24 protein-coding genes are annotated in these 23,187 nt (G+C 76.1%); 11 read left to right on the top strand and 13 right to left on the bottom strand.

Going from position 1 to position 23,187, the window contains the following annotated elements; all coding sequences use genetic code 11:
- Window positions 1-54 precede the first annotated feature (54 nt).
- On the top strand, window positions 55-1,143 hold the full coding sequence (locus tag AB0M03_RS13395; protein WP_363491538.1) for an NAD(P) transhydrogenase subunit alpha: 1,089 nt from the start codon (window positions 55-57) through the stop codon (window positions 1,141-1,143).
- Window positions 1,144-1,150: 7 nt separating this feature from the next.
- On the opposite strand, the gene AB0M03_RS13390 is transcribed toward AB0M03_RS13395, so the two are convergent.
- The 3 genes from AB0M03_RS13390 to AB0M03_RS13380 form a co-directional block, all read right to left on the bottom strand.
- Entirely contained in the window at window positions 1,151-1,432 is a 282-nt protein-coding gene (locus tag AB0M03_RS13390) for a hypothetical protein (RefSeq protein ID WP_363491526.1), read from the bottom strand.
- Window positions 1,433-1,515: 83 nt separating this feature from the next.
- The gene (locus tag AB0M03_RS13385) at window positions 1,516-2,187 is read right to left on the bottom strand and encodes a hypothetical protein (protein ID WP_363491525.1); all 672 of its coding nucleotides are present in this window, start codon (window positions 2,185-2,187) and stop codon (window positions 1,516-1,518) included.
- A 93-nt stretch (window positions 2,188-2,280) separates the two neighbouring features.
- The gene (locus AB0M03_RS13380) at window positions 2,281-3,288 is read right to left on the bottom strand and encodes a hypothetical protein (protein ID WP_363491524.1); all 1,008 of its coding nucleotides are present in this window, start codon (window positions 3,286-3,288) and stop codon (window positions 2,281-2,283) included.
- Window positions 3,289-3,544: 256 nt separating this feature from the next.
- Between AB0M03_RS13380 and AB0M03_RS13375 the strand changes: the two genes are divergently transcribed.
- Window positions 3,545-3,793, top strand: a complete 249-nt coding sequence (locus tag AB0M03_RS13375; RefSeq protein ID WP_363491523.1) for a hypothetical protein — start codon at window positions 3,545-3,547, stop codon at window positions 3,791-3,793.
- A 157-nt stretch (window positions 3,794-3,950) separates the two neighbouring features.
- Window positions 3,951-4,664 carry a hypothetical protein gene (locus tag AB0M03_RS13370; RefSeq protein ID WP_363491522.1) on the top strand — a complete coding sequence of 238 codons (714 nt, stop codon included), beginning with the start codon at window positions 3,951-3,953 and terminating at the stop codon, window positions 4,662-4,664.
- 257 nt (window positions 4,665-4,921) lie between these two features.
- Here the strand turns inward: AB0M03_RS13370 and AB0M03_RS13365 are convergent, their stop codons facing one another.
- A complete protein-coding gene (locus AB0M03_RS13365; RefSeq protein WP_363491521.1) occupies window positions 4,922-5,176 on the bottom strand; it encodes a hypothetical protein in 255 nt (84 codons plus the stop codon).
- Between the two features lie 79 nt (window positions 5,177-5,255).
- Here AB0M03_RS13365 and AB0M03_RS13360 point away from each other — a divergent pair, with 79 nt between their 5' ends.
- The 4 genes from AB0M03_RS13360 to AB0M03_RS13345 all read left to right on the top strand — a co-directional run bounded on the left by AB0M03_RS13360 (window position 5,256) and on the right by AB0M03_RS13345 (window position 9,685).
- A complete protein-coding gene (locus AB0M03_RS13360; protein ID WP_363491520.1) occupies window positions 5,256-5,843 on the top strand; it encodes a sigma-70 family RNA polymerase sigma factor in 588 nt (195 codons plus the stop codon).
- Between the two features lie 128 nt (window positions 5,844-5,971).
- A complete protein-coding gene (locus tag AB0M03_RS13355; protein ID WP_363491519.1) occupies window positions 5,972-7,354 on the top strand; it encodes an MFS transporter in 1,383 nt (460 codons plus the stop codon).
- Window positions 7,355-7,388: 34 nt separating this feature from the next.
- Window positions 7,389-8,669 carry a cytochrome P450 gene (locus tag AB0M03_RS13350; RefSeq protein ID WP_363491518.1) on the top strand — a complete coding sequence of 427 codons (1,281 nt, stop codon included), beginning with the start codon at window positions 7,389-7,391 and terminating at the stop codon, window positions 8,667-8,669.
- Window positions 8,670-8,734: 65 nt separating this feature from the next.
- The gene (locus AB0M03_RS13345) at window positions 8,735-9,685 is read left to right on the top strand and encodes an isocyanide synthase family protein (protein WP_363491517.1); all 951 of its coding nucleotides are present in this window, start codon (window positions 8,735-8,737) and stop codon (window positions 9,683-9,685) included.
- Window positions 9,686-9,930: 245 nt separating this feature from the next.
- Here AB0M03_RS13345 and AB0M03_RS13340 read toward each other — a convergent pair whose 3' ends face one another.
- From AB0M03_RS13340 to AB0M03_RS13330, 3 genes are read right to left on the bottom strand one after another with little or no spacing between them, the layout of a single operon-like run.
- Window positions 9,931-10,710: an ABC transporter ATP-binding protein gene (locus AB0M03_RS13340; protein ID WP_363491516.1), complete on the bottom strand. Its 780-nt coding sequence runs from the start codon at window positions 10,708-10,710 to the stop codon at window positions 9,931-9,933.
- On the bottom strand, window positions 10,707-11,762 hold the full coding sequence (locus tag AB0M03_RS13335; protein WP_363491515.1) for an iron ABC transporter permease: 1,056 nt from the start codon (window positions 11,760-11,762) through the stop codon (window positions 10,707-10,709). Before AB0M03_RS13335 ends, AB0M03_RS13340 begins: the two co-directional genes overlap by 4 nt.
- Complete coding sequence (locus AB0M03_RS13330) at window positions 11,763-12,839, bottom strand: ABC transporter substrate-binding protein (protein WP_363491514.1); 1,077 nt, start codon at window positions 12,837-12,839, stop codon at window positions 11,763-11,765.
- Window positions 12,840-13,089: 250 nt separating this feature from the next.
- On the opposite strand from AB0M03_RS13330, the gene AB0M03_RS13325 reads away from it, so the two are divergent.
- On the top strand, window positions 13,090-13,743 hold the full coding sequence (locus tag AB0M03_RS13325; protein ID WP_363491537.1) for a DUF4360 domain-containing protein: 654 nt from the start codon (window positions 13,090-13,092) through the stop codon (window positions 13,741-13,743).
- 132 nt (window positions 13,744-13,875) lie between these two features.
- Here AB0M03_RS13325 and AB0M03_RS13320 read toward each other — a convergent pair whose 3' ends face one another.
- Window positions 13,876-15,069 (bottom strand): ROK family transcriptional regulator, encoded by a 1,194-nt coding sequence (locus AB0M03_RS13320; protein ID WP_363491513.1) that lies wholly within the window; start codon window positions 15,067-15,069, stop codon window positions 13,876-13,878.
- A gap of 176 nt (window positions 15,070-15,245) precedes the next feature.
- Here AB0M03_RS13320 and AB0M03_RS13315 point away from each other — a divergent pair, with 176 nt between their 5' ends.
- Complete coding sequence (locus AB0M03_RS13315; protein ID WP_363491512.1) at window positions 15,246-15,509, top strand: hypothetical protein; 264 nt, start codon at window positions 15,246-15,248, stop codon at window positions 15,507-15,509.
- Here the strand turns inward: AB0M03_RS13315 and AB0M03_RS13310 are convergent.
- Window positions 15,487-16,734, bottom strand: a complete 1,248-nt coding sequence (locus AB0M03_RS13310) for an MFS transporter (RefSeq protein WP_363491511.1) — start codon at window positions 16,732-16,734, stop codon at window positions 15,487-15,489. The two genes, AB0M03_RS13315 and AB0M03_RS13310, sit on opposite strands and share 23 nt — an antisense overlap.
- An 80-nt stretch (window positions 16,735-16,814) precedes the next feature.
- Here AB0M03_RS13310 and AB0M03_RS13305 point away from each other — a divergent pair, with 80 nt between their 5' ends.
- Entirely contained in the window at window positions 16,815-17,570 is a 756-nt protein-coding gene (locus AB0M03_RS13305) for a helix-turn-helix transcriptional regulator (RefSeq protein WP_363491510.1), read from the top strand.
- 287 nt (window positions 17,571-17,857) lie between these two features.
- Here the strand turns inward: AB0M03_RS13305 and AB0M03_RS13300 are convergent, their stop codons facing one another.
- Window positions 17,858-18,343 (bottom strand): MarR family transcriptional regulator, encoded by a 486-nt coding sequence (locus AB0M03_RS13300; protein ID WP_363491509.1) that lies wholly within the window; start codon window positions 18,341-18,343, stop codon window positions 17,858-17,860.
- Between the two features lie 63 nt (window positions 18,344-18,406).
- Between AB0M03_RS13300 and AB0M03_RS13295 the strand changes: the two genes are divergently transcribed.
- Window positions 18,407-19,855 carry a DHA2 family efflux MFS transporter permease subunit gene (locus AB0M03_RS13295; RefSeq protein ID WP_363491508.1) on the top strand — a complete coding sequence of 483 codons (1,449 nt, stop codon included), beginning with the start codon at window positions 18,407-18,409 and terminating at the stop codon, window positions 19,853-19,855.
- A 156-nt stretch (window positions 19,856-20,011) separates the two neighbouring features.
- Here AB0M03_RS13295 and AB0M03_RS13290 read toward each other — a convergent pair whose 3' ends face one another.
- The 3 genes from AB0M03_RS13290 to AB0M03_RS13280 all read right to left on the bottom strand — a co-directional run bounded on the left by AB0M03_RS13290 (window position 20,012) and on the right by AB0M03_RS13280 (window position 23,187).
- Window positions 20,012-21,322, bottom strand: a complete 1,311-nt coding sequence (locus tag AB0M03_RS13290) for a M20/M25/M40 family metallo-hydrolase (RefSeq protein ID WP_363491507.1) — start codon at window positions 21,320-21,322, stop codon at window positions 20,012-20,014.
- Window positions 21,323-21,391: 69 nt separating this feature from the next.
- The gene (locus AB0M03_RS13285) at window positions 21,392-22,225 is read right to left on the bottom strand and encodes a M55 family metallopeptidase (protein WP_363491506.1); all 834 of its coding nucleotides are present in this window, start codon (window positions 22,223-22,225) and stop codon (window positions 21,392-21,394) included.
- Window positions 22,213-23,187, bottom strand: a complete 975-nt coding sequence (locus AB0M03_RS13280) for an LD-carboxypeptidase (RefSeq protein WP_363491505.1) — start codon at window positions 23,185-23,187, stop codon at window positions 22,213-22,215. Before AB0M03_RS13280 ends, AB0M03_RS13285 begins: the two co-directional genes overlap by 13 nt.

Below are 23,187 nucleotides of genomic sequence, written 5' to 3'. Positions count from 1 at the left end.
GGGCCCGCAAACAGTGGATACTGGTCGTAGACATGGGCAGGTCGGTGAGTGGCGATGTCGGCCGTGGTGCTGGGGGTGTGCCGCGAATCCCTTCCGGGTGAGCGGCGGGTGGCGCTCGTGCCGCGCTCGGTGCCGGCCGTCCGCGAGCTGGGTGTGCGCGTGCTGGTCGAGACGGGTGCCGGCGCCGCCGCGGGTTTCCCGGATGCGGCGTACACGGCGGCGGGGGCCGAGATCGTTCCCGCCGGGGAGTTGCCGGCCCGTGCGGACGTCCTGGCCGCGGTGCGCCGGCCGCCCGCGGAGACCGTCGACCGGCTGCACTGGGGACAGCTGCTGCTCTGCCTGCTGCGGGCCGGGCAGGTCCCGCACCTCGTCCGGCGCTGGGCGGACGCCGGGCTCACCCTGATCGGCACCGATCCCCCGCCGCTGCCCGGGATGCCCGGCGCGCCGGCCGGACGGTACGACGCGGGCTGCGGCCAGGCGGCACTGGCCGGGTACAAGGCCGTCCTGCTGGCCGCGGACCGGCTCGGCCGGGAACTGGCCGGCGGCGTTGCCGAACCCGCGCTCGTCCTGGTGCTGGGCGCAGGCCCGGCCGGGCTGCGGGCGATCGACACGGCGCGCCGGCTCGGTGCCACCGTCCACGCGTACGCCGCCGGCCGGGCCGCACAGGCCGCGATCGCCGCCCAGGGCGGCTTCGTACTGCCGCTCGGCTCCTGGGACGTACGGCGGCGCGGGGCCGTGCTGTCGCGCTTCGACGTGGTCATCAGCAGCAGTGAATCGGTGCCCATGCCGATCGACACCGCGGCCGTGCGGTCGCTGCGCCCCGGCTCGGTCGTGGTCGACCTGGCCTGCGACGCCGACGGGCGCACCGTCGAACCGGCCGTTCCCGCCACCGAGCGCACGGTCGGCGGCGTCCTGGTGATCGGCGCCGGCGACCTGGCCTCCGCCGTCCCGGCCACCGCCTCCACGGCCTACGCACGGGCGGTGGCCGACCTGCTGGCCGCCCTCGTGCCGGACGGGCTGCTGGCCGTCGACCCCGCCGACCCCGAACTCGCCGGGCTGCTGATCGCCCACGGCGGCACCGTCGTCGACGATGCCGCCGCCCGCCGGCTGCGGGATGCCACGGCCGCGGCCGGGCTCCCGTGACCGGTCGTCAGTGCGTGTCGGGCGCCGCCTCCTTCGGGGTCAGGCCGCCGACCCGGCCGGAGTGGTCGATGACGTTGCCGTTGCTGCAGTTGTTGACGTGGTCGCCGACCAAGTCGCCCAGGACGGGCACCACGGCCAGCTCCTGGAGGCAGACCGCGGCGGCCGTGAAGTTCCAGAGGTTGGCGGCGTTGACGCCGCCGCCGAAGTTGCTGTCGATGTCGGCCTGCGCGGGGGCAGCCGGGGCGAGGGCGGTGAGGGTGAGCGCGCAGAGCGCGGTGATCTTCTTCATGGGCTGCGCAACGACGCCCCGGGGCGGCCGTCACCGCGCCTGGTCCGTCCGCAGCACGGCCGGCACCCCTGGGGTGGAAACGGTCACTCCGTGTCGGTGAAGAGGTCCGCGTGGCGCGCGGCGGAGCGGGCGAGGTCCGCGCAGCGCCGGTAGTAGCCGCACAGCAGGACGGCGTCGACCAGGTCGGCGCGCTCCGCGGGCGGGTCGGCGGCGAGCAGCCGTCCGTACAGCAGGGCCTGCCGGCGGTCCAGATCGGCGGCGTCGTCCTCCAGGCAGGCGAGGCGTTCGCCGCGGGGCTCGCGCAGGGCTCCGGCGGCCCGGTCCAGCATGGCGAGGGCTAGTGAGGCCGTCGGTCGCAGGACGGCCCGCAGGTCCTCCGGCAGCGGGCCGCGGGAGCGGCGCACCCAGGCGATCTCCCCGATCCGGCGGGCGAGTTCGGCCAGCTGCTGGACGTCCGCGCCCAGGTGGACCTCGGCGAGCAGCGCCCCGGTGCCGCGCGGCTCGGGGTCGTGGCGGGCGAGCAGCGCGGCGGCGTCCTCCTCGATCGCGGACTCCAGCGGCTGCAGGGCCCGCTCGGCCTCGGCCAGGGCGGCGTCCGCCGGACCTTCACCGGCCGGGGCGGGCCCGACGCCGGACGGACCCGGGGTGCCGGGAGCCGCGAGCGCCGCGTCGGATGCGCGGCGTACCGCCTCCACGGCGAGCCCGAGGAGCACCGCCGGCCGGGCGGTCGCCGGTTCGCGGGTGCGCCGGTGCATCGTTCGACTCCTCCCGCCGCGGGCTCCTCCTCCCTCCATCGTGGTCCGGTGCGGCGGCTCGTGCAGCCTTCCCGACCGCGGTGCGGTCCGGGCTCAGTACCCGGGCGGGAGGTCGAGGATGTCGTCGACCGGGCGGCGCGGGGTGGCCGGGCCGGGCGGGCCGTAACCGCAGCGGAGGACGAGCTGCACGTGGCCGGGGCCCTCCTCGGGGTCGCGGAGCAGCGGGCGGGTGTCCGGCCACTCCACCGCCTGGTGGAGGACCGAGAGCCGCAGGCCGTACAGGGTGGCGAGCAGCCAGACCCGTTCCATCGCCTGCCCGGCCCGCAGCCAGTCCGCCGGGCGGTCGCCGTGGGTGGTCAGGGTGGCCAGCTGCGGCAGCGCCTCGAAGCGGGCGGTGGGCGGCTGGGGCAGCGTGGCGGGGCCGGGCGGCCGGCCGGTGAAGCTGCGCATCGGCACCCGGGCGTCGTGGTCCTGCGGGCCGAGGGCCGCGGCCGGGATGCCGTCCACGGCGGGCGCCTCGGGGCGCAGCCAGGAACGGGTCTCGGCCTGCCGAGCCACGTCCGCGGCGATCCGCGCCTCGGCCTCCGCCGTGAGGTCGAGGACGCGCCGCACGCCGGCCTCCTCGAGGACCGCCATCGCCGCGCCCTCCGCCCGGGCTGCGGCGGCGAGTTCGCCGAGCACCGCCTCCGGGACGTCCCGGTTGGTGAACGGCTCGCGGCTGGAGTGCCGCCGGAACAGCGCCGGGTAGAGGTCCCGGCCGAACGGCGGCGGAGCGTCGGCCGGACGGCGAGCCGACAGGTCGACGACGGCCAGCGGGTCACGGCCGGCGCTGCCGGGAGTCATCCGGACCACGGGGTCGCGCCCGAGCTGGACCGCGGCCACCCGCAGGTTGAACAGGGCGGCGCCGACCGAGATGTGCAGCGCCCGGCCGTCCGGGTCGGTGACCGGAACGGCCCGCCGGTAGTCCGCGAACACCTCCAGCCGGCGCAGGTCCGCGCTCGGCCGGAAACGCCACGGCTGGCTGTTGTGCAGGGAAGGAGCGGCGCCGCCGGCGGCGGCCAGAGCGCGCAGCTCGTCCGGGGTGGGGCCTGGCTGGATCATGGTGATCTCTCCTTGCCGCCGGGTTCCGTCGGTACTCCGAGCGTGCGCCTCCGGCGGCCGCCCGGGACAGGGCCCAACGGCCCGGTACCGGCCGCCGGAAGGCCCGTCGACCCGGCCGGGCCGGGCGGCGGCCGGGCAGTACCCGGGCAGGGACGTACGGCGGGCCCGGCGGCCCTGGTCCGGCCGGGGCCGCCCGCGGTCCGCTGGAGGCCGCGGCCCGGCACCCGACGGCGGGCCGGGACCACCGGAGGACACCGTGCCGACCGACACCCGTCGCAGCGCCCCACCGCAACTCCTGCACACCTCGTGCGCCCGGACGATCGCCGTCTCCCCGCTGGCACCCGGCGCCCTTCCCACCGGCGGCGGGCGGGTCGTCCTGCACACCGTTCCCGAGCCGCACGGCACCACCGAGGTCTGGGCCTCCCTGACACCCGCCGAGGCCCGCCGGCTCGCCGCCCTGCTGCTCCACCAGGCCGACGCCGCCGACACCGGCAGCGCGGCCTGACCCGAGCGGCACCGCACCGGGCCCCGGGCGACCGGGGAGTGCCCGATCGGACTTCGGGCCACCCGGGGACGCGGGCCCCTGGGCGGCATGCCCGGCAGCCGTGGTGTCCGGGGGTGGTCGAGGCCTGGTGGTGGGGGGATGCGACGATGGGGGCACTGTGATCGTCTGTCAGCTCCGCCTCCTGCGTGTCGCGGTCTTCGCCACCGTGTGCGTGGCGCTGGCCGCGGCCGGGCACTGTGCCGTCTCCGGCGGCGAGGTGCGGCCGGGAGTGCTCGGGCTCGCGGTCGCGGGGACGGCCGCCGGCACCTGGGTGCCGGCGGGGCGGCGGCGCGGGCTCGGCCCGGTCGCCGCCTGGATGATCACCGCCCAGGCCGCGCTGCACCTGCTGTTCGAACGGACGTCGCCCGCGCCTGCACCACCGTCCGCGGACCTGCTGCGCCTGCTGCTGTGCGTGCACGGCGAGGCCCCGGCCGGGGTCGATCCGGTGCAGCTGGCGCAGGCGGCCGGGCTGGACCCGGCGCTGCTCGGTGCGGCCGGAAGTTCCGCGCACGCGGGGCACCACGCGGCCGCGGCCGGCTCGTCCGGCCTGCTGCACGGCATGTCGGCCGGGATGGTTGCCGCGCACCTGCTGGCGGCGTTCGCCTGCTCGCTGCTGCTGTGGCGCGGGGAGGCCGCGCTGGCCGCGACGGCCGCCGTCCTCCGGACGCTGGCCGATGTCCTCGCGCCGCTGGTGCTGCTGCTCTCGCCGTACCGGCCGGAGGCGCCGCGGGCGGTCCGCCCGGCGGTGCGCAGTGCGCGTCGGCCCCGGCGGCCGGCGCTGGCGCACGCGGTGGTCAGACGGGGTCCGCCGGCGCTGCTGCCGGCCGTCTGAACAGCCCGCCGCCCCCGGGGTCGTCCCCCGCTGCGGCAGCGGGCCGGTTGCCGCTGAGCTCCCGGTGCCGTCCGCCGGGAGGGGCAGTGGCCGGGCCGGCGTGTGCCCCGACCGGCCGGTGCGCTCCGGGAGTGCCGTCGCCGCGGTGAAGTCCGCGGCCGTGCGGCGCGGTTCGGCGCGCCCCGGGGCGGGGTGCCGTCGGCCGGTGACCGTCGGCGGCGCGCCCGTGAGGTGGCGCCGCGCGCTCCTTCCTGCCGTCAGGAACCCTCATGAGAACTCTTGTCCGTCCCGCTCCCGCCCGTCCCGCCCCCGCCCGTCGCGATGCCGAGGCTGCCGAGCAGCTGCCGCGTCCAGTCCTCGGTGGGGCCGGGTGCGGCCCGCGTCAGGGCCTGCAGCCGGTGGGCTGCGGCCAGCCAGTCGGCGCAGTCGGCGCAGTGCGGTCCGCCGTCCGTCGCGGGTGCTTCGCCATCGAGCTGCGCGGACGCCGCCGCGCGGTAGTCGGCACAGGTCATCCGCCCATGCTCCCGCACGGTGCGGTGCGGGCGGTAGCACCGTTCGCACCGGGAGACTGCGCGAGGCGGGCGGTGCGCCGTGGATGACGTCCGACTGACGGAACTCGCCCTGGCGGCGCGGCTCGGCCGGGCGGAGGACGTGGAGGCCTTCGTCCGGGCCACCCAGCGCGACGTGTGGCGGTTCGTGGCGCACCTCGCGGGCACGGATGCCGCGGACGACCTGGCGCAGGAGACGTTCCTGCGGGCGCTGCGCAGCCTGCCCGGCTTCGCGGGGCGTTCCTCCGCCCGGACATGGCTGCTGTCGATCGCCCGGCGGACGGTGGTGGACCGCTACCGCAGCGCCGCCGTCCGTCCTCAGCACGCCGCACTGCCGGACTGGGAGGAGGCCGCGGAGCGCCAACAACCGCGGGCGACCGCCGGGTTCGAGGACGGGATCGCGCTGGGCGACCTGCTGGCACGGGTGCCCGAACAGCGTCGCGAGGCCTTCGTGCTGACCCAGGTGGTCGGGATGAGCTACGGGGAGGCGGCCGCGGTCGCGGGCTGCCCGATCGGCACCGTGCGCTCACGGGTGGCCAGGGCGCGGGAGCAACTGGTGGGCCTGCTGCGGGAGGCAGAGACCGCGGGCGGTGTGCCCGGGATCGAGGTCCCGGCGGGCGCCGCGGGCTGACCTCCCGGGCGTCGGGCGCGCAGCCGGAATTGGTCCGGGTGTTCGGGAACCGCCTGCCGGTTGCGTCCGACTGGTGGGGCGGGCATCGCCGGCCGGCGGTGCCCGCCCCACCCCGGAAGGACCCGCGAATGACCGGCACGGCCGACCCTGCAGCCCCGCCGCAGCAGGACCGCTGGGGTCTGGTGGCGGTGTCGGGGCTGCTGTCGTTCGCCGCGCTGCTGGACATGAATGCGGTCAACCTGGCGCTGCCGTCGATCGCACGGGACCTCGCCGTGCCGGAGCGGACGGCGCAGTGGGCCGCACTCGCCTACCAGCTCCCGGTGGTGGCCCTGTTGCTGCCGGCCGGCCGGTGGCTGGACGGTTTCGGACAGCGTGCCGCGGTGCAGCTGGCGGTGGTCGGCTTCGCGGCCGGCGGAACTGCGGCCGCCCTGGCGCCCGGGGCGGGCTGGCTGATCGCGGCGCGGGCGGGGCAGGGCGTGTTCGGTGCGCTGGTGTTCGTCCTGATGCCGGTGGTGGCCGCGCGGGCGGTCCGACCCGCCCTGCGGGCACGGGCGTTGAGCGTTCCGGCCACGCTCGGCCCACTGGGCGCGGTCTCCGGGCCGGCGCTCGGCGGGCCGCTGCTGGACGCGGTGGGTTGGCGGGCGGTGTTCCTGCCGGCACTGCCCGTCTGCGCGGCCGCGCTGTGGACGGTCCGGAAGGCCGCGCCTCCCGGCCACGGGCCGTACGACGGGCCCGCATCCGAATCGCAGAATTCCCCGCGCCCCGGCTCCGGCACCCGTCTGCCCTCGAAGCCGAGCCCTGGGGCGGCCCTGGTCGATGCCGCGCTCTCCGGCGGCGCGGTGGCGGCGGTGCTGCTGGTGCTGACGCTGTCGCCCGGCCGGTTCGGCCTTGCGGTGCTCCTGATCTCCGCGGCCGTCCTGGCCGCGGTGTGGCTGCGGCGGCCGGCCGGGCGGGCCGCCGCGGCGGTGCTGTCGCCGGTGCACGGCACCGTCACGGCGCTGGCCGCGGGCGTCGCCGGCATGCAGTACCTGCTCGCCCTGCACCTCCAGCGGGACGCCGGGGTGAGTGCGACCGCCACCGGCCTCACCATGCTGTGCTTCCCGCTCGCGATGGGCCTGGCGGGGCAGGCGGGCGGGCGGCTCGCCGGACGACTCGGCACGCGCCGTACGGCCGTTGCGGGCGCTGCGGTGACGGCGGCCGGGCTGCTGCTCCTGCTGGGTGGCTCCGGGGCGCCGGCCGACAGCGCGTGGCGCCTGGCGGTCGCGGGCTGCGGCATGGGCCTGTACGGCGGCCCGGTGCAGGCCCTGGCGCTGCAGTCCGCCCCGCCCGGCCGGCTGGGCTCCGCCGGCTCGGTCGTCCAGCTCGCCCGCAGCCTGGGCTTCGCCGTGGGGCCCGCGCTGGCCACGGCCGCCGCCGCGGCCGGAGGCGTCCGCGGAGGGCTGGCGACGGCGGCGGCCTGCGTCGGCGCCGCCGCCGTCCTGCTCGCCGCCACCGGCCGCAACCATGCCTGATCCCACGTCAGTTCACCGACCGCAAGGACACCTCATGACCGCATCCGGACCCGTCTGCCCGTTCTCCGGGGGCGCCGCCCTGCCCGATCCCGTTCCGCTGTACGGGCGGGAGTTCAAACGGGACCCGTACCCGCTGTACCGCCGGATGCGCGAGGCCGGGCCGGTGCACCGCGTGCGGTTCCCGTCCGGCATCACCGCCTGGCTGGTGACCGGCTACCGGGCCGCCCGGAAGACCCTCTCCGACCCGCGGCTCGGCAAGAACCATGCCCTGGGCAACGCCGATTGGCGCCGGCTCGCCTCGATCATGCCGGAGCCGCAGCACTCCCGGCTGCAGGTGCACCTGCTGCACCAGGACCCGCCCCGGCACACCGCCCTGCGCGCCCTGGTCGCGGACGCCTTCGCGCCGCGCCGGGTGGAGGCGCTCCGCCCCCGTCTGCAGGAGCTCGCCGACGCCCTGGTCGACGAACTCCCCGCCACGGGCGGGGCCGACCTGGTGGCCGGGTTCGCGGCCCGCTACCCGTTCCGGGTGCTGGCCGAGGCCATCGGCCTGCCGCCCGCCCTGGCCGACCGGTTCGACCGGGACTGGGGCAAGGTCGTGCAGCCGGTCGGGCCGCAGGACCCGGGCCGCCCGGCGTACGAGGCACGGCTGCGCGGCCTGGAGGCGTACATCGCCGAGGTGGTCGCCGACCGGCGTGCCGCACAGTACGGCGGCCCGGACGGCCCGGGCCTGCTCGCCCGGCTGGTCGCCGCGCACGACGCGGGCGAACTGACCCGCCCGGAGCTGGACTCGATGGTGTTCCAGCTCCTCGTCGCCGGTCAGGAGCCGGTCACCAACCAGATCTCCACCATGCTGGTGGCCCTGCTACGGCACCCCGGCCAGCTGGAGAGGCTCCGCGCCGAGCCCGCCCTGCTGCCCCGGGCGGTGGAGGAACTGCTGCGCCACGACGGCGCGTTCGAGCTCACCACCTGGCGGTTCTTCGCCACCGACAGCGACCTGCACGGCACCCGTATCCCGGCCGGCGACTCGGTGATCGTCTCGCTGGCCGCCGCGGGCCGCGACGGGACGCAGTTCCCGGACGCCGACGCGCTCGACCTCGGCCGCTCCCCCAACGCCCACCTGGCCTTCGGCCACGGCGTCCACTTCTGCCCGGGCGCGGCGCTCGCCAGGGCCCAGCTGCAGATCGCGCTCGGCACCCTGCTGACCCGGCTGCCCGGGCTGCGGCCGGCCGGCGACCTGGACGACCTGGAGTGGATCCCCGCCGTGCTCGCCCGCGGCACCGGGTCGCTGCCGGTGGCGTACGACCGCCGCCTCTGAGCCCCGATCCGCAAGACCCGCACCGCCCGTCACCGCCTGCACCGCACCGTCCCGTGGAGTCCCGCATGCCGCCCGCCGGCACCCTCACCGCACCCCTCGCCCCGCCCTCGGTCGCCCGCACCAGCGCCGCCGTCCTGGAGCTGATGCTCCCGCACCGCCGTGCCGCGGACGGCGCCGGCAGCCTGCCGGCCGCGGCCTTCCCGGCCCAACTCCGGCGGATCGCCGGCTTCGTGGCCGCCGGGGAGCCCGTCGTCCTCACCCTGCCGGGATTCCCGTGCAAGTCGCCGAGCCCAGCCAAGGTGCTCGGGCACCTGCCGGACGAGGGCGAACGGCTCTCCCTGGCCTTCCTCGACGGGCTGTGCGCCGCGGTGGAGGAGGTCCACCCGCCGGGCGCGCGGATGGTGATCTGCTCGGACGGCCACGTCTTCGGCGACCTCGTCCAGGTACCGGACGCGCACATCGACGCCTACGCCGACGAACTCGCCGCCGTGATCCGCCGCGAGGGCCTGCACCGGCTCTCCCTCTTCGACCTGCGGGACGTCCTCGGCGACCTGCCGTACGACGCCAAACGGGCGCTGGTGCACGAGCGTTACGCGCCCGGCCTGGAGGAGCTGCGGGCCGAGGTCCGCACCGACCCGGACACCCTCGCCCTGTACCGGGGGATCACCCGCTTCCTGCTGGACGACACGGTCGGCTTCACCGGCAGCAGATCCGCGCTGCAGCGCGCCTGCCGCCGCCGCGCGTACGGGGTGGTGCAGCGCAGCCGGGCCTGGGGCGCGCTGATCGAGGAGCACCATCCGCGGGCGGTGCGGCTGTCCATCCATCCGCAGCGGCCGGGCGCGGAGAAGTTCGGTCTGCGGCTGCTCGACGCCGCGGACGCCTGGACCACGCCCTGGCACTCCTGTGTGCTGCTGCGCGCCGACGGCGGACGGGAGTTGGTGCACCGGGCGGTGGCGGAGCGGCGCGGCCGGCCCGTCCTGCGGGACGGCCGCCCCAGCCACTTCGAGGAGTGCTGAGATCCGGGACCCGGTGCGCGGGAAGTGCGCCGGCCAGGGCGCCGTGCACGGCGGGGCGACGTGCACGGCGGTGCCGCAGCCGATGCCCAGCAGGGCATCGCCCACCCGGTACGGCCGCAGGAACGCCCGAAGCCGCGGGATGCGGCGACCGGACCACGTGCGGGCCCGGTCACCCGAGGCCGGCGCGCAGGCCTCGCACGAAGAGCATCAGGGCCGGCTTGCGCCCGCCGCCGCCCGCACGGTGCTCACCGGCCGTCCGCCCCGCGGTGGTCGAAGGCGATCAGCGGATCGCCGGTCAGCGGGTGGTCGACCACCGCCGCGCGGACGCCGAAGACCTCGGCGAGCAGCTCGGGGGTGAGCACCTCGCGCGGCGGCCCGGAGGCCACCACGGCGCCGCGGTGCAGCACGTGCAGCCGGTCGCAGAGCGAGGCCGCGGCGTTGAGGTCGTGCAGCGAGATGAGGGTGGTGCGGCGCCGGGCGCGGAGCAGGGCGAGCAGCTCGATCTGGTGCTGCACGTCGAGGTGGTTGGTCGGCTCGTCCAGCACCAGGACGTCCGGCTGCTGGGCGAACGCCCGGGCGAGCAGGACGCGTTGGCGCTCGCCGCCGGAGAGGGCGGCGAACGGCCGCGCCCCGTGCCCCTGCAGGCCGACCTCGGCGAGGGCGGCGGTGACCAGGGCCCGGTCGGCGGCGGACTCCCCGGCGAAGGCCCGCTGGTAGGGGGAGCGTCCCATGGCGACCATCTCGCGGACGGTGAACTCCGTCTCCGTGCCGCGCTCCTGGGGCAGCGCGGCGATGTGCCGGGCTGCCGTGGCCGCGGTCAGCGACCGGACGTCCCGGCCTGCCAGCAGCACCCGTCCGGCGCGCGGCCGCAGGTGCCGGTACACGGTGCACAGCAGGGTGGACTTGCCGCTGCCGTTCGGCCCGACCAGGCCCGCGATCTCGCCCTCGGCGGCGACCAGCCGGGCTCCGCACAGGACGTCCCGCCCGGCCAGGGCGACGGTCAGGTCCTCGACGTCGATCCTCATCGGTGCTCCCCCCGCCGGTCGAGCAGGTACAGCAGGACGGGTGCGCCGAGCAGGGCGGTGACCACGCCGATCGGCACCTCCTGGGCGGGCAGGGCGGTGCGGGCGAGGGTGTCGACCGCGGTGAGCAGGACGGCGCCGGCGAGTGCGGCGAGCGGCAGCAGCCGCCGGTGGTCCGCGCCGACCAGCAGCCGGCAGACGTGCGGGACGAGCAGGCCGACGAAGCCGATCGCCCCGGAGACGGCGACCATGGTGCCGGTCAGCAGGCTGGTGACGGCGAAGAGTTCGCGGCGCAGCCGGACGGTGTCCACGCCGAGGCCGGCGGCGGTCTCCTCGCCGACGAGCAGGGCGTTCAGGGCGCGGGCGCGGGCCTGCAGGACGATCGCACCGAGCGCCACGGCGGCCGCGGGCAGGGCGAGTTGGCTCCAGGTGGTGCCGCCGAGGCTGCCCATCAGCCAGAACAGCACGCCTCGGGTGCGCTGTTCGTCCCCCGCCTGCAGGACGAGGAAGCTGGTGAAACCGGAGAGGAACTGGCCGATGCCGATGCCGGCCAGCACCAGGCGCAGCGGGGCGAAGCCGCCGCCGCGGCGGGCGAGCGCCCAGACCAGGGCGAAGGCGGTGAGGGCGCCGGCGAACGCGGCGCCGGAGAGGCCGATGCCGAGGCCGGCGCCCGCGCCGAGCACGGTGGCCGCGACGGCGCCCAGGGTGGCGCCGGAGGAGATGCCGAGCAGGTAGGGGTCGGCGAGCGGGTTGCGGACGAGTGCCTGCACGGCGGTGCCGACCAGCCCCAGGCCGGCCCCGACCAGGGCGGCCAACAGGGCGCGTGGGGTGCGCAGTTGCCAGACGATGAGGTCCCGGGTGCCGGGTTCGGGCGGCTGCCCGGACAGGCGCCGGGCGAGGACGGTCCACACCTCGCCGGGCGGGACGTGGACGGCGCCGAGCGAGACGGCGAGGGTGAGCGAGACGGCCAGCGCGAGGGCGAGGACGGCGGCCGCCACGCCGGCCCGGACGGCGGCGCGGCCACCGGCCGCGGGGGTGACGGTGGGGGCCTTCATCTAGCGGCCGTCCACGGCGAGGCCGGGGTGGACGGTTCGGGCGATCTCCCGCACGGTGTCGGCGTTGCGGACACCGGCGATGGTGGTGACCTCGGAGCCGATCCGGACGAAATGCCCCTCGCGGACGGCCCTGAGCCCCTTGGTGGCGGGGAAGTCGCGCAGGAAGGCCTCGGCCTGTTCGTACGCCTTGCGGGTCTCCGCCTCGTTGCCGCGGTTGCGGACGCCGAGCTGGATCCAGTCCGGGTCGGCGGCGACCACGTCCTCCCAGGAGACCGGCTTGAAGGTGCCCTCGCAGCCGGCGAAGACGTTGCGCGCGCCGGCGAGGGTGATGACGGCGTTGGCGACCTGGCGCCCGCAGGCGGCCATCGGCTGCTTGGTGCCGGCGTCGGCGTCGAAGAAGAAGTAGGAGGGCCGGCGGTCGGCGGGGACGGCCGCGAGGGCGGTGCGGACCGCGCCGACGGTGCGCTCCATGCCGGCGACGAGTTCCTCGGCGCGGGCGGCGGTGCCGGTGACGGCGCCGAGCCTGCGGATGTCGGCCTCGACCTCGGCGAGGTCCTGCTGCGGGCCCTTCAGCCGGTCGGCGCAGGCGGTGGAGTGCAGCCGGACGTGCTTGATGCCGGCGGCGGCGAACTCCTGCTCGGTCGGCGCGGCCCCCATGGCCCCGCCCATGGCGCCCATGTCGGCGAAGGTGTCGACGTAGAGGTCGGCGCCGGAGCCGAGGAGCTTCTCCTTGGCGATGACGGTGCGTCCGAGGACGGGGACGGCGGCGGCCCGGTCGGCGAGCGGGGCGGGCACGGTGCCGGCGCCCGGCGGGAAGCCGGTGCCGATCACCCGGTCGCCGGCGCCGAGCTGCAGCAGCATCTCGAGGGCGGCGGCGTTGCTCGTGACGATGCGGCTCGGCGGGGCGTCGAAGACGGTCTCGGCCCCGGCGCAGTCGGCCGTCCTGACGGGGAATCCGCTCGCGGCCGGGGCTGCCGGTGCGGCCGTGCCCGCGGGTGCGGTGCCGCTGCCGCCGGAGCAGGCGGTGGCGAGCAGGGCAAGGGCGGCGGCCAGGCCGTACAGCGTGCGAGAACGCATGGAACTCTCCCGGTGGTCCGTGGTGCTGGGGCCGGCCGCTGCCGGCCCGGAGCAGGTAGTCGGGCGGTGTGCGGCGGCGGTTCCGGCGGTCGGCGAGGAGTTCCGGAGTGCGACGATCCGTAAGGCTTTCCTGACGGAGCGTCGTCAGCCCCCTGTACGCGGGGCCGCAATCATGGTGACATGTACGCGACAAACCGCCGGACGGACAACCCGTCCGGCGGCCGGTGCACGATCGGAAGGACCCGTCTTGATCGTTCGCATGCTCGTCGCCGTCGGCGCCGCCGCCTCACTGGTCACCGCCCCCGGGGCCGCGGCCGCCTCGCCCGCCGGCCCGTGGACCACCCCGCCGCCGCCGGACAAGATCGTGATCAACGTGGCGACGGTCAACGGCTCGGGCTGTCCCGCCGGCACCGCCGCGGTCGCGGTCTCACCCGACAACACGGCCTTCACGATCACCTACAGCCAGTACCTGGCCCAGGTCGGCGTCGGCTCCAAGCCGACCGACTACCGCAAGAACTGCCAGCTCAACCTGAACGTGCACGTGCCGCAGGGCTTCACCTACGCGATCGCCTCCGCCGACTACCGCGGCTTCGCCCACCTGGAGCGCGGCGCCACCGGCCTGCAGAAGGCCAGCTACTACTTCCAGGGCTCCGCGCAGACCACCACCAGCAACCACCGCTTCACCGGACCGGTCGACGACAGCTGGCAGGCCACCGACTCGGTGGACGTCGCCGCCCTGGTGTACGCACCCTGCGGCGAGCAGCGGAACTTCAACATCAACACCGAGCTGCGGGTCAACGCGGGTACCTCGGACCCGAACAAGACCACCAGCTTCATGACGATGGACTCCACCGACGGGGACATCAACACGGTCTACCACCTGGCCTGGAAGACCTGCCCCTGACCCGAGGCGCACCAGCTCCCGCCCGACCCCACCCCGGCCGCCATCGGGGCCGGGCGGGCCCACCGGAACGGCCGCGGACACCGGCCGCCCCGCACCCGGCCCGCACCGCACCCCGTGCGGGGCAGGCCGCCCTCAGGCGGCCGAGCGGCGGCTCTCCGCCGCGGTGACCAGGGCGCCGTGCAGCTCGGCGCGGACGCCCAGCGAGCCGGACAGGATCTCCACCGCCTCGGCGACGGCGGGCTGGGCGTAGCGGTCGACGGACTCGCGGACACCGGCGACCAGCGGGGCACCGGCCTGGCCGAGCTCCCCGCCGATGATGATCGCGGCCGGGTTGAGGCAGTTGACCAGGTCCGCCAGGACGCGGCCGAGGGTGCGCCCCGCATCGGTGATCACCCGGGCGGCCGCCGGGCGGGCGCCCAGCTCGGCCAGCGGCGGGATCTCGGCGGACACCGCCCCGCGGTCGGTGATGGCCAGCACATGGGTGAGCCGGCGCCGGACCTCCTGGACGGAGACGACCGTCTCCAGGCAGCCGCGGTTGCCGCAGCGACACCAATTGGTCGCACCGGGCAGCTGGATGTGCCCGATCTCGCCGGCGAGCCCGAGGGCGCCGCGGTACACCTGGCCGCCGAGGACGAGGCCGCTGCCGACACCGTGCGAGGCCTTGACGTAGATCAGATCGCCGAAGCCGCGCCCGGCGCCCAGGGCGCGCTCGCCGCGGGCACCCATCTCGGCGTCGTTGGCGACGGCCACGGGGATGCCGAGGCGGCGGCCGAGCTCGGCGGCCGGGTCGAGGCCGATCCACTTGGCGAGGACGGTGGGCGACCGGACCGTCCGGGTGCGCAGGTCCATGGCGGCGGGGAGCCCCGCCGCGGCCGCACCGATCGTCCCGGGCTCGCAGCCGGCCTGCCGGACAGCCTCGGCGGCCAGGTCGGCCGCCGTGTCGAGCGCCTGCTCCGGGTGGTCGTCGATGTCGAGGTGGGCGGTGGCCTCCCCCAGGACGGTGCCCTCGCCGGTGCCGACCGCGGCGGTGATGTGCGAGTGCCCCAGGTCGAGGCCGAGGACGAGTCCGGTGTCGCGGCTGAGCGCGACGACCGCGGCGGGCCGCCCGCGCCCGGCCGCGACGGGGGACGGGGCGGGCTGCTCGGTGACGGCACCCTCGGCGCGCAGGTCGGCGACCGCGCTGCTGACGGCGGACCGCGACAGGCCGGTGAGCCGGCCGAGGTCGGCGCGGCTGAGGGCGCCGTACTCTGCGAGGACGGCGAGCAGGGCGGTGCGGGTGCGCAGCCGCCGGGCGGACAGGGCGGCCGACTCGTGGAGGTCGCTCATACAAGCACCGTACCGGGGTCACCCCGCATTTATCCGCCGAACGGAATATTTACTGCACATCTCGTCCTCTTGACGGACATATTTCACCCCCATACGGTGATACGAACCGCACAAAGGTCCCGAACGCCACGGAGCTCCAACGCCCGTCACGTCCGCACGGGAGAGGAAGCACGCCGATGACCAAGAGGTCCAGGCCGGCCGCGCCGCATCTGTTCCGCTGGCGTGTGGAGATTCCGCACGACTCCGGTGACACCGGGCCGGACGGCACGCCCGACGGCGGCGTCCACCTCTTCATCGTCGACGCGCACGAGGCCGAGCACGCACTCGCCGAGGCGCTCGCCCGGGCCGAGTCCGAGGACGCCCGCCGGCACCGCCGGCACACCCCGCTCGCGATCGACCTGCACCGGGTCTCCGTGGTCAAGCTCTGCCACGTCGCCTGACCCGGCCGACCGGGCCCCCACCGGGCTCGACCAGCAGGTGGGCCAGTGCCAGCGCCGCCAGCGGCACCGCGCAGAGCACTGCCAGCACCCCCTGCGTGCCGTGGTCCTGCGCGACCGCACCCAGCAGCGGCGCACTCAGCCCGCCCGCACTCAGCGCCAGCCCGAGGGTGACCCCGGCCGCGGTGCCCGGGCGCCCCGGCAGGTAGTCCTGGCCGAGCTTCACCAGCACCGCGAAGGGCACGTTCAGCGCCAGCCCGGTGAGCACCGCGAAGACCAGCGGGGCGACGGCGCCCGGAGCCAGCCACAGGCCGGCCAGCGCCGGAACGGTGAGCGCCGTACCCAGCCGCACCGCGGCCACCGCGCCGATCCGGTCCGCGATCCGCCCTCCCAGCAGGGTCCCGGCGACGCCGCCGCCCAGGAAGCCCGCCAGCGCCGCCCCCGCCACGGCGTGCGAGGCGTGCAGGTCGCGCAGCCAGTGCAGCTCCAGGAAGGTGCTCACCCCGAAGAAGACGACCGAGCGCACCACCCCCACCCCGGTCAGCACCAGGAACGGCGGCCAGCGGTCCGGCCCCGCCGGAGCCTGTGCCCGGGCCGGCGCTGCCGCCCGCTGCCGCCGCCGGTGGCGCAGCAGCACCCAGCCCGTCAGCAGCGCCGGCGGCACGAACAGCACCGTCGACCGGACTCCCCAGGCCGCCAGCACGGGCGTGGCCAGCACCGGTGCCAGGAAGAAGCCGACACTGCCGCCCGCCGCGAACACGCTCATCGCCGTCGTGCTCCCGCCCGCCGCCTCCCGCGCCGACCGCCCGGCCGCCGGGTGGAACATCGCCACGCCGATCCCCGACAGCAGGACCAGCAGCCAGGCCGCGGCGTACGACTCCACCAGCCCCGACAGACCGAGGCCGACCCCGGCCAGCGCCACCCCCGCGGCGGCGAGCCCGCCGAGCCGCCAGCGGTCGACGGCCAGCCCGATCGCCGGCTGCGGCACCGAACTCCCGATCGTCGCAGCCAGGGTGAGCCCGCCGACGGCGACGTAGTCGTAGCCGCGGTCCAGCGCGAAGTACGGCACCACCGCGGGCACCAGCCCCTGGTAGAAGTCGTCCACGGCGTGGGCGGTGCCCCACAGGCGCATCCGGCGCCAAACACCGCCGGTTCCGTCGCCCCCGGGCCGTGGCGGCGCGTGGGCCGCCGTGCCGGCTGTCCGGCGTGCGCCGTCCTCGAGCGTCATCTGCGCCTCCCCATACGTTCGTTGACGTCACCATCCTGGCCGGAGGGCGGGGGTACGGGCTTCCGATAGTCTGCCGATCCGTGTCGACAACCCGCCAGGATCTGCACGGACCGACCCGCCGCCCGCTGGCCCACCGCGAGCGCATCGACTGGCACTTCCACACCGTCAACCAACTGATCTGTCCCGGCCGGGGCGTGCTGGAGGTGTCGACCGAGCAGGGCAGCTGGGCGGTGCCCGCCCACCGCGGGGTGTGGGTGCCGGCCGGCGTCGCGCACGCCCACCGGGCCCACGGGCCCAGCGAATTGCGCAGCCTCGGCTTCCCCGCCGAGGTCAACCCGCTCGGCCTGACCGAGCCTGCGGTGCTCGCGGTGTCGGCACTGCTGTGGGAGGTGGTCGAGGTCCTCAGCGGGCCTGAGCCGCCGCAGGGCGAACAGGCCGGTGCCCTGGAGCAGGTCGCCCTGGACCAGCTGCGCCGGGCGCCCGCCCTCGGACTGCGGCTGCCCACCCCCGCCGACCCGCGCCTTCGCGACCTGGCCGGCCTGCTCGCCGCGGACCCGGCCGACGGCCGGAGCCTCGCCGAACTGGGCTCGGCCGTCGGGGCGTCCGAGCGCACGCTGAGCCGGCTGTTCCGCCGCGAGACGGGAATGAGCTTCCCGCAGTGGCGGGCACAGCTGCGGCTGCACCACGCACTGACCCTGCTGGCGGCGGGCCGGTCGGTGACCTCGGTGGCGACGGCCTGCGGCTGGTCCTCACCGAGCGCCTTCGTGGAAGCCTTCCGCCGCGCCTTCGGGACCACCCCCGGCCGCCACCAACGCGAGGGCCGCCCCCGGCGATGAGGGGCAACCGTCAAGGGGCGCCGGGGGCAACCGAATCGATCAGCCCCTACGGCTCCTGTTCGTCCTCCTCCTCGCTGCGGGTGCCGACCCGCGCCGCAGCGAGGAAGAGGACGAGGGCGAGGGCGGAGACGAAGCCGAGGCCCAGCAGGACATAACGCGAGGTGATCCCCTCCTTCCGGTCACGAACCCCTTCGGCAGGAAGATCGGCCGACCTGACGGCCGGGCCCGTCCTTTCACCCGTCCGATACCCGGATCACGCGCCGGGTTGCCGTCCGCGGGACGGCGGTTCACCCGTCCGTGCCGGCTGCGGCCGCCTCCTCCCCGACGGCGGTGCGGATGCGGGCGAGGAGGGCGCGCAGCTGTTCGCGTTCGGCGGGCTCGAGGGTGCCGGTGGCGGCGGTGAGGGCCTCGCGGTCCAGTTCCTCGGCCTCGCGGTGGCGACGGATCCCCTCCTCGGTGAGGGTCAGCAGGAAGGCGCGGCGGTCCTCGGGATGGCGCACCCGCTCGACCAGACCGTCCCGCTCCAGGCTGTCGACGATGGTGGTGGTGGTGCGGGGGGCGTTGCCGACGAGTTCGGCGAGATCCCGCATGCGCAGCGGTTCACCGGCGCGGGCGAGTACCCGGAGGGTGCGCAGCCGCGACACGGAGGCGCCGTGCTCGCGGAGCCTGCCGTCCACGAAGGCGCGCAGCCGCTGGGTGGTGGCGAAGAGCTCGTCCACGAGGACGTCGCTGCTGCCGAAGTTGCGCCCGGGGGCCTGTCCCTGTGCTGCCATGCCGTGCCGTCCCCATCCCTTGCGTCTTTATGAGCACCATCATAGTGAGTATGCTCAGTTTCTATGAGCACCCGCCTGAGCCAGCGCCACGTCGTGCCCATCATGACCGTCCTGACCACGTTCATCTGCATCGTCGACGGTGCGATCACCACCGTCGCCCTGCCCAGCATCGCCCGGCAGTTCCACCTGACCCCGGCCGCGCTGACCGGCGTCGTCGTGGTCTACCCGGTCTGCCTGGGCATGATGATCCCCGCGTCCGCCTGGCTCGTGGAGCGCCACGGCGGCCGCCGCATGCTGCTGCTCTCCCTGGGCGCCTTCACCGCGGCCTCCGGTCTGTGCGGGGCCGCCCCGAACCTCACCGCCCTGGTCGCCGCCCGCGCCCTGCAGGGCCTCGCCGCCGGCCTGCTGATGCCGACCTCGCAGGCGCTGCTGTTCCGCACCTTCAGCCAGGCCGAGCAGGTGCGCCTCGCCCGGCTGCTGATCATTCCGCAGCAGATCGCCCCGGCGCTGGCCCCGCTGCTCGGCGGCCTGCTGGTGACCGGCCTGTCCTGGCGCTGGGTGTTCTACGTCAACGTGCCCTTCGGCGCCCTGGCCGTCCTCTTCGGCGTGGCCTTCCTCGCCGAGCACCGGGACCACGCCGCGGGCCGGCTCGACCTGCCCGGCCTGCTGCTCTGCGCCGCCGGCACCGCCACCCTGATGTACGGGGTCTGCACCGGGCCGGAACTCGGCTGGTCGCAGCCGCCGGTGCTGGGTGCACTGGCGGCCGGCGCGGTGCTGCTCACCGTGGCGGTGACCGTCGAACTGCGGGTCGCCGAACCGATTCTGCGGCTGCGGCTGTTCCGCGACCGGCTGTTCCGCGACACCAACCTGATCAGCCTGGTCGGCTACGTGCCCATCATGGGCGCGATGTTCCTCGGCCCGATCTACATCCAGGAGGCCCGCGGCGGTTCGGCGCTGGACAGCGGCAGCACCACCTTCACCGAGGCCTTCGGGGTGCTCCTCACCATGCAGCTGGTCGGCGCGGTGTACTCGAGGGTCGGGCCGCGGGTGATCATCGGCACCGGCATGCTGGGCGTCGCCGGGGTGCTGCTGCTGTTCGCCGCGGCCGACGGGGGGACGAGCCTGTGGGCGTTCCGCGGCTACATGTTCCTGCTCGGCCTGGCGATGGGCGGGGTCTTCGTACCCACCACGATCGCCTCGTTCAGCACCGTCGCCCCGGCGGACGTCGCCCATGCGGCCACTCTCAACACGGTCGTCCGGCAGACCGGCAATGCACTGGCGCCGGCCGTGGTGACCACCGTCCTGGTGCTCGGCGCCGGCGGGCCCGCGCAGGCCCACCCGCCGCTGGAAGCCTACCGGTCGGCCTACCTGGTGCTTGCCGCGATCGCGGTGGCCACCGGCCTGTACGCCTTCACCGTGCCGGACGCCGCAGCCCGGAAGGCCGCCGCCGGCCCGCAGACGGGCAGCGCACCTGCCCACACCCGCGAGAAAGCAGCCGTCGCTGAGGGGTAGTTCACTCAGGGGCGCTGGGGGCACCTCCCGGCCGAAGGCTGGGGGCGGAACTGCGCAATTCGGATGTGGGCCACCGTACAGACCCCGGCTCGGCCCGTGCTGCAGCGACAACCGCATCCGAATTGCGCAGTTCCCCGCGCCCCTTGTGGCGACCCCTCAGTACTCGCCGAGGAAGCGGTCCAGTACTCGTACCCCGAAGGCGAGTCCGGAGGCCGACACCCGTTCGTCCACTCCGTGGAACATCCGCGGGTAGTCGAGTTCCGGGTCGAGCAGCAGCGGTGCGAAGCCGTAGCAGGCGATGCCCAGCCGGTTGAAGGTCTTGGCGTCGGTGCCGCCGGACATCAGGTACGGCACGGGCCGGGCGGCCGGGTCCTCGGCGCGCAGGGCGTCGGCCATCGCGGCGAAGGCCGGGCCGGTGTGATCGGCGGCGACGGCCTCCTCCAGGTTGATGAACTCCCTTGCCACCCGCGGGCCCAGCAGCCGCTCGACGGTCTCCAGGTACTCCTCGCGGGTGCCGGGCAGGAACCGGCCGTCGACCTGGGCGGAGGCGCTGCCGGGGATCACGTTCACCTTCTGCCCGGCCTGCAGCACCGTCGGCACGGCCGAGTTGCGGACGGTGTGCGCGAACAGCCCGCCGGCACGCCCCAGTCGGACGGCCTCCGCCTCCAGTCGCCCCCGGTCGATCACGGTGCCGAGGACGCGCTCGAGTTCGGCGAGCAGCGCCTCCACCGGCGGCGTCAGCCGGGTCGGCCAGGGGTGGGCGGCCAGCCGGGACAGCCCGTGCACCAGGGTGGCGACGGCGTTGTCGGCGCCGCCGCGGGAGCCGTGGCCGGCGGTGCCGGTGGCGGTCAGCCGCATCCACGCGGTGCAGCGCTCGCCCACCGCGACCGGGTAGAGCCGTTGTTGCCCGGCCGGCACCGAGTACCCGCCGGACTCGCCGATCGCCTCGGTCACGCCGTCGAACCACTCGCGGTGCCGGTCCACCGCGAAGCGGGCGCCGTACTCCCCGGTGGACTCCTCGTCGGCCAGGAAGGCCAGCACCAGGTCGCGGCGCGGCCGCCGCCCGCTGCGGGACCAGCCGCGGACCAGCGCCAGCGTCATGGCGAGGGTGCCCTTCATGTCCACCGCCCCGCGGCCCCACAGGCAGCCGTCCGCCTCCTCCCCGGAGAGCGGGTGGTGCGTCCAGTCGGCGGCGTCGAAGGGCACGGTGTCGAGGTGGCCGTGGACGAGCAGCGGCGGCAGCGAGGGGTCGGTGCCGGCGACCCGGGCGAGCACGCTGGTGCGGCGCGGCGCGGACTCCGTGAGCAGCGGGTCGAGCCCGGCCTCGGCGAGCCGGGCGGCGACGTACTCGGCGGCCTCGCGCTCACCGGGGCCGCTGCCGTCGCCCGGGTTGACGGTGTCGATGCGCAGCAGGTCGCGGCAGAGGCCGGCCACCTCGGTGTCGAGCGCCTGCGGGGTCACGGTCACGGGTCCTCCTGTCGTGCACGACCGCTGGTGCGCAGCCGCGGATGCGCGGCCACTGCTGCACGGCCGCGGTCAGCCGTAGTGCTGTTCGGCGGCCGCCCGTGCGACGACGGTGCAGACCTTGAAGGTGCGGGCGGCCCGGGTGGCCCCGGGTGCGGTGTATCCGACGGTACGCGGGCCGAGCAGTTCCACGGTGGGAACGGCTGCGACGGCCTCGGCCTGGTGGGTGGCGTGGAAGTCGATCTCGAAGCGGTGCGGACCGGTGACCGGTTCGGGGCGGCCGAGCATCCGGTGGTCGCGCATGGCGAGTTCGGCCCGTTCGCGGATCAGGGCGGTGCTGCGCTCCGGCGGCAGGCAGATCGCCGCGTACCGGCTGACGCACTCCTTGACGGCGGCCGTACGCGCCTCGGGTGCCCAGACCGCGGCGGCCTCGCAGGTGCGGTCGTCGCCGGTGACCAGGATGACCGGCACGCCGTGCTCGGCGGCGGTCAGCGCGTTCATCCGGCCCTCGTCGGCTCCCTCGCCGTCGATCCGGAAGCCGGTGAGGCCGGCGCCCAGGTAGGTGTGGGCGAGGACGCCGGGCTCGCCGGCGCCGGTGTGGTAGCCGAGGAAGACCACGGCGTCGGCGTCCTGGACGCCCTGCATCATCCCGAGCGGCTTGTGGCGGCCGACCAGCAGCCGGGCCCGCGGGTCGAGTTCCTCCAGCAGGACGTTGCGCTGGGTCTCGTGGGCCTCGTTGACCAGCACCTCCTCGGCTCCGCCGGCGAACAGGCCGGCGATGCAGGCGTTGACGTCCGCGGTGAGCAGGCGGCGCATCCGCCGCCAGGCGGGGGCACCGGGTTCGACGTCCTCCGGCCAGGTGGTGCCGGTGGCGCCCTCCATGTCGGCGGAGATCAGGACGCGCACGCGGCCTCCTCGGCGGTCGGGCGGCCGCGGCCGTCGCGCGGGGCGAGCGGCGGCTCCAGCAGGGTGAGCACGCCTTTGCCGAGTTCGGCCCGGATGCCGAGCGGCACGGTCAGCTGGAGCTGCCCGTGCCCGGCGGGCAGACCGGCGGCGACGGGGATGCCGAGGCCGCCGAGCCGGTCGGCGAGCACCGCGCGGACCTCGTCCTCGGGCCCGCAGTCGGTGAAGTCGCCGAGGACGATGCCGGCCGCCCGGGCCAGCGTGCCGGAGCGGGTGAGCTGGGTGAGGATGCGGTCCAGCCGGTAGGGCTCCTCGCCGGTCTCCTCCAGGAGCAGCAGGCAGCCGTCCGGCGGCAGTGCGGTGGGGGTGCCGACGGAGGCGGCGAGCAGGCTGGCGTTGCCGCCGGCGAGCCGGCCGCGGGCGGTGCCGGGGACCAGCACCTCGCCGGTGAGCGGCAGTTCGGTGGCCTTCTCGGGCTCGAAGAGCACGGTGCGCAGGTGGTCGGCGCTCTCCGGGCGGTCGACCAGGGCGCCGGTGGCGGGCATCGGGGCGTGCAGGGTGGTGGTGCCGAGCCGGGCGGCGAAGGCCTCGTGCAGGGCGGTGATGTCGCTGGAGCCGACCAGCAGGGCGGGCGCCGGTGCGGCCGCGATCGCCTGCCAGTCCACCAGGTCGACCATGCGCTGGGTGCCGTAGCCGCCGCGGGCGCAGAGGACGGCGCGGATGCCGGGGTCGGTGCAGGCGGCGGTGAGGTCGGCGGCGCGGTCCTCGTCGCGGCCTGCCAGGTGGCCGAGGTAGCTGTCGCGGACGTGCGGCAGCACGGTCACCTCCAGGCCCCAGGAGGCGAGCAGGGCGGTGCCGCGGTCGAGCAGGTCGGGGTCGGGCGGCCCGGCGGGTGCGGCGACGGCGACCCGGTCGCCCGGGCGCAGGGCCGCCGGCACCGTGCGGGTGCGGGGAGGGGTCGGCAT

Source organism: Kitasatospora sp. NPDC051914, assembly GCF_040680995.1.
Taxonomy (GTDB): Bacteria; Actinomycetota; Actinomycetes; order Streptomycetales; family Streptomycetaceae; genus Kitasatospora.
Note: the sequence above shows the minus strand (reverse complement) of the source record. Positions and strands in the feature narration are given on the sequence as shown.

Excerpts from the sequence above, each read along its gene's own strand:
- AB0M03_RS13390 (WP_363491526.1), bottom strand. The coding sequence starts at position 1,432 with ATGAAGAAGATCACCGCGCTCTGCGCGCTCACCCTCACCGCCCTCGCC.
- AB0M03_RS13350 (WP_363491518.1), top strand. The coding sequence starts at position 7,389 with ATGACCGCATCCGGACCCGTCTGCCCGTTCTCCGGGGGCGCCGCCCTG.
- AB0M03_RS13345 (WP_363491517.1), top strand. The coding sequence starts at position 8,735 with ATGCCGCCCGCCGGCACCCTCACCGCACCCCTCGCCCCGCCCTCGGTC.
- AB0M03_RS13385 (WP_363491525.1), bottom strand. The coding sequence starts at position 2,187 with ATGCACCGGCGCACCCGCGAACCGGCGACCGCCCGGCCGGCGGTGCTC.
- AB0M03_RS13310 (WP_363491511.1), bottom strand. The coding sequence starts at position 16,734 with ATGACGCTCGAGGACGGCGCACGCCGGACAGCCGGCACGGCGGCCCAC.
- AB0M03_RS13340 (WP_363491516.1), bottom strand. The coding sequence starts at position 10,710 with ATGAGGATCGACGTCGAGGACCTGACCGTCGCCCTGGCCGGGCGGGAC.
- AB0M03_RS13380 (WP_363491524.1), bottom strand. The coding sequence starts at position 3,288 with ATGATCCAGCCAGGCCCCACCCCGGACGAGCTGCGCGCTCTGGCCGCC.
- AB0M03_RS13330 (WP_363491514.1), bottom strand. The coding sequence starts at position 12,839 with ATGCGTTCTCGCACGCTGTACGGCCTGGCCGCCGCCCTTGCCCTGCTC.
- AB0M03_RS13395 (WP_363491538.1), top strand. The coding sequence starts at position 55 with ATGTCGGCCGTGGTGCTGGGGGTGTGCCGCGAATCCCTTCCGGGTGAG.
- AB0M03_RS13355 (WP_363491519.1), top strand. The coding sequence starts at position 5,972 with ATGACCGGCACGGCCGACCCTGCAGCCCCGCCGCAGCAGGACCGCTGG.
- AB0M03_RS13365 (WP_363491521.1), bottom strand. The coding sequence starts at position 5,176 with ATGACCTGTGCCGACTACCGCGCGGCGGCGTCCGCGCAGCTCGATGGC.
- AB0M03_RS13295 (WP_363491508.1), top strand. The coding sequence starts at position 18,407 with ATGAGCACCCGCCTGAGCCAGCGCCACGTCGTGCCCATCATGACCGTC.
- AB0M03_RS13300 (WP_363491509.1), bottom strand. The coding sequence starts at position 18,343 with ATGGCAGCACAGGGACAGGCCCCCGGGCGCAACTTCGGCAGCAGCGAC.
- AB0M03_RS13280 (WP_363491505.1), bottom strand. The coding sequence starts at position 23,187 with ATGCCGACCCCTCCCCGCACCCGCACGGTGCCGGCGGCCCTGCGCCCG.
- AB0M03_RS13315 (WP_363491512.1), top strand. The coding sequence starts at position 15,246 with ATGACCAAGAGGTCCAGGCCGGCCGCGCCGCATCTGTTCCGCTGGCGT.
- AB0M03_RS13335 (WP_363491515.1), bottom strand. The coding sequence starts at position 11,762 with ATGAAGGCCCCCACCGTCACCCCCGCGGCCGGTGGCCGCGCCGCCGTC.
- AB0M03_RS13320 (WP_363491513.1), bottom strand. The coding sequence starts at position 15,069 with ATGAGCGACCTCCACGAGTCGGCCGCCCTGTCCGCCCGGCGGCTGCGC.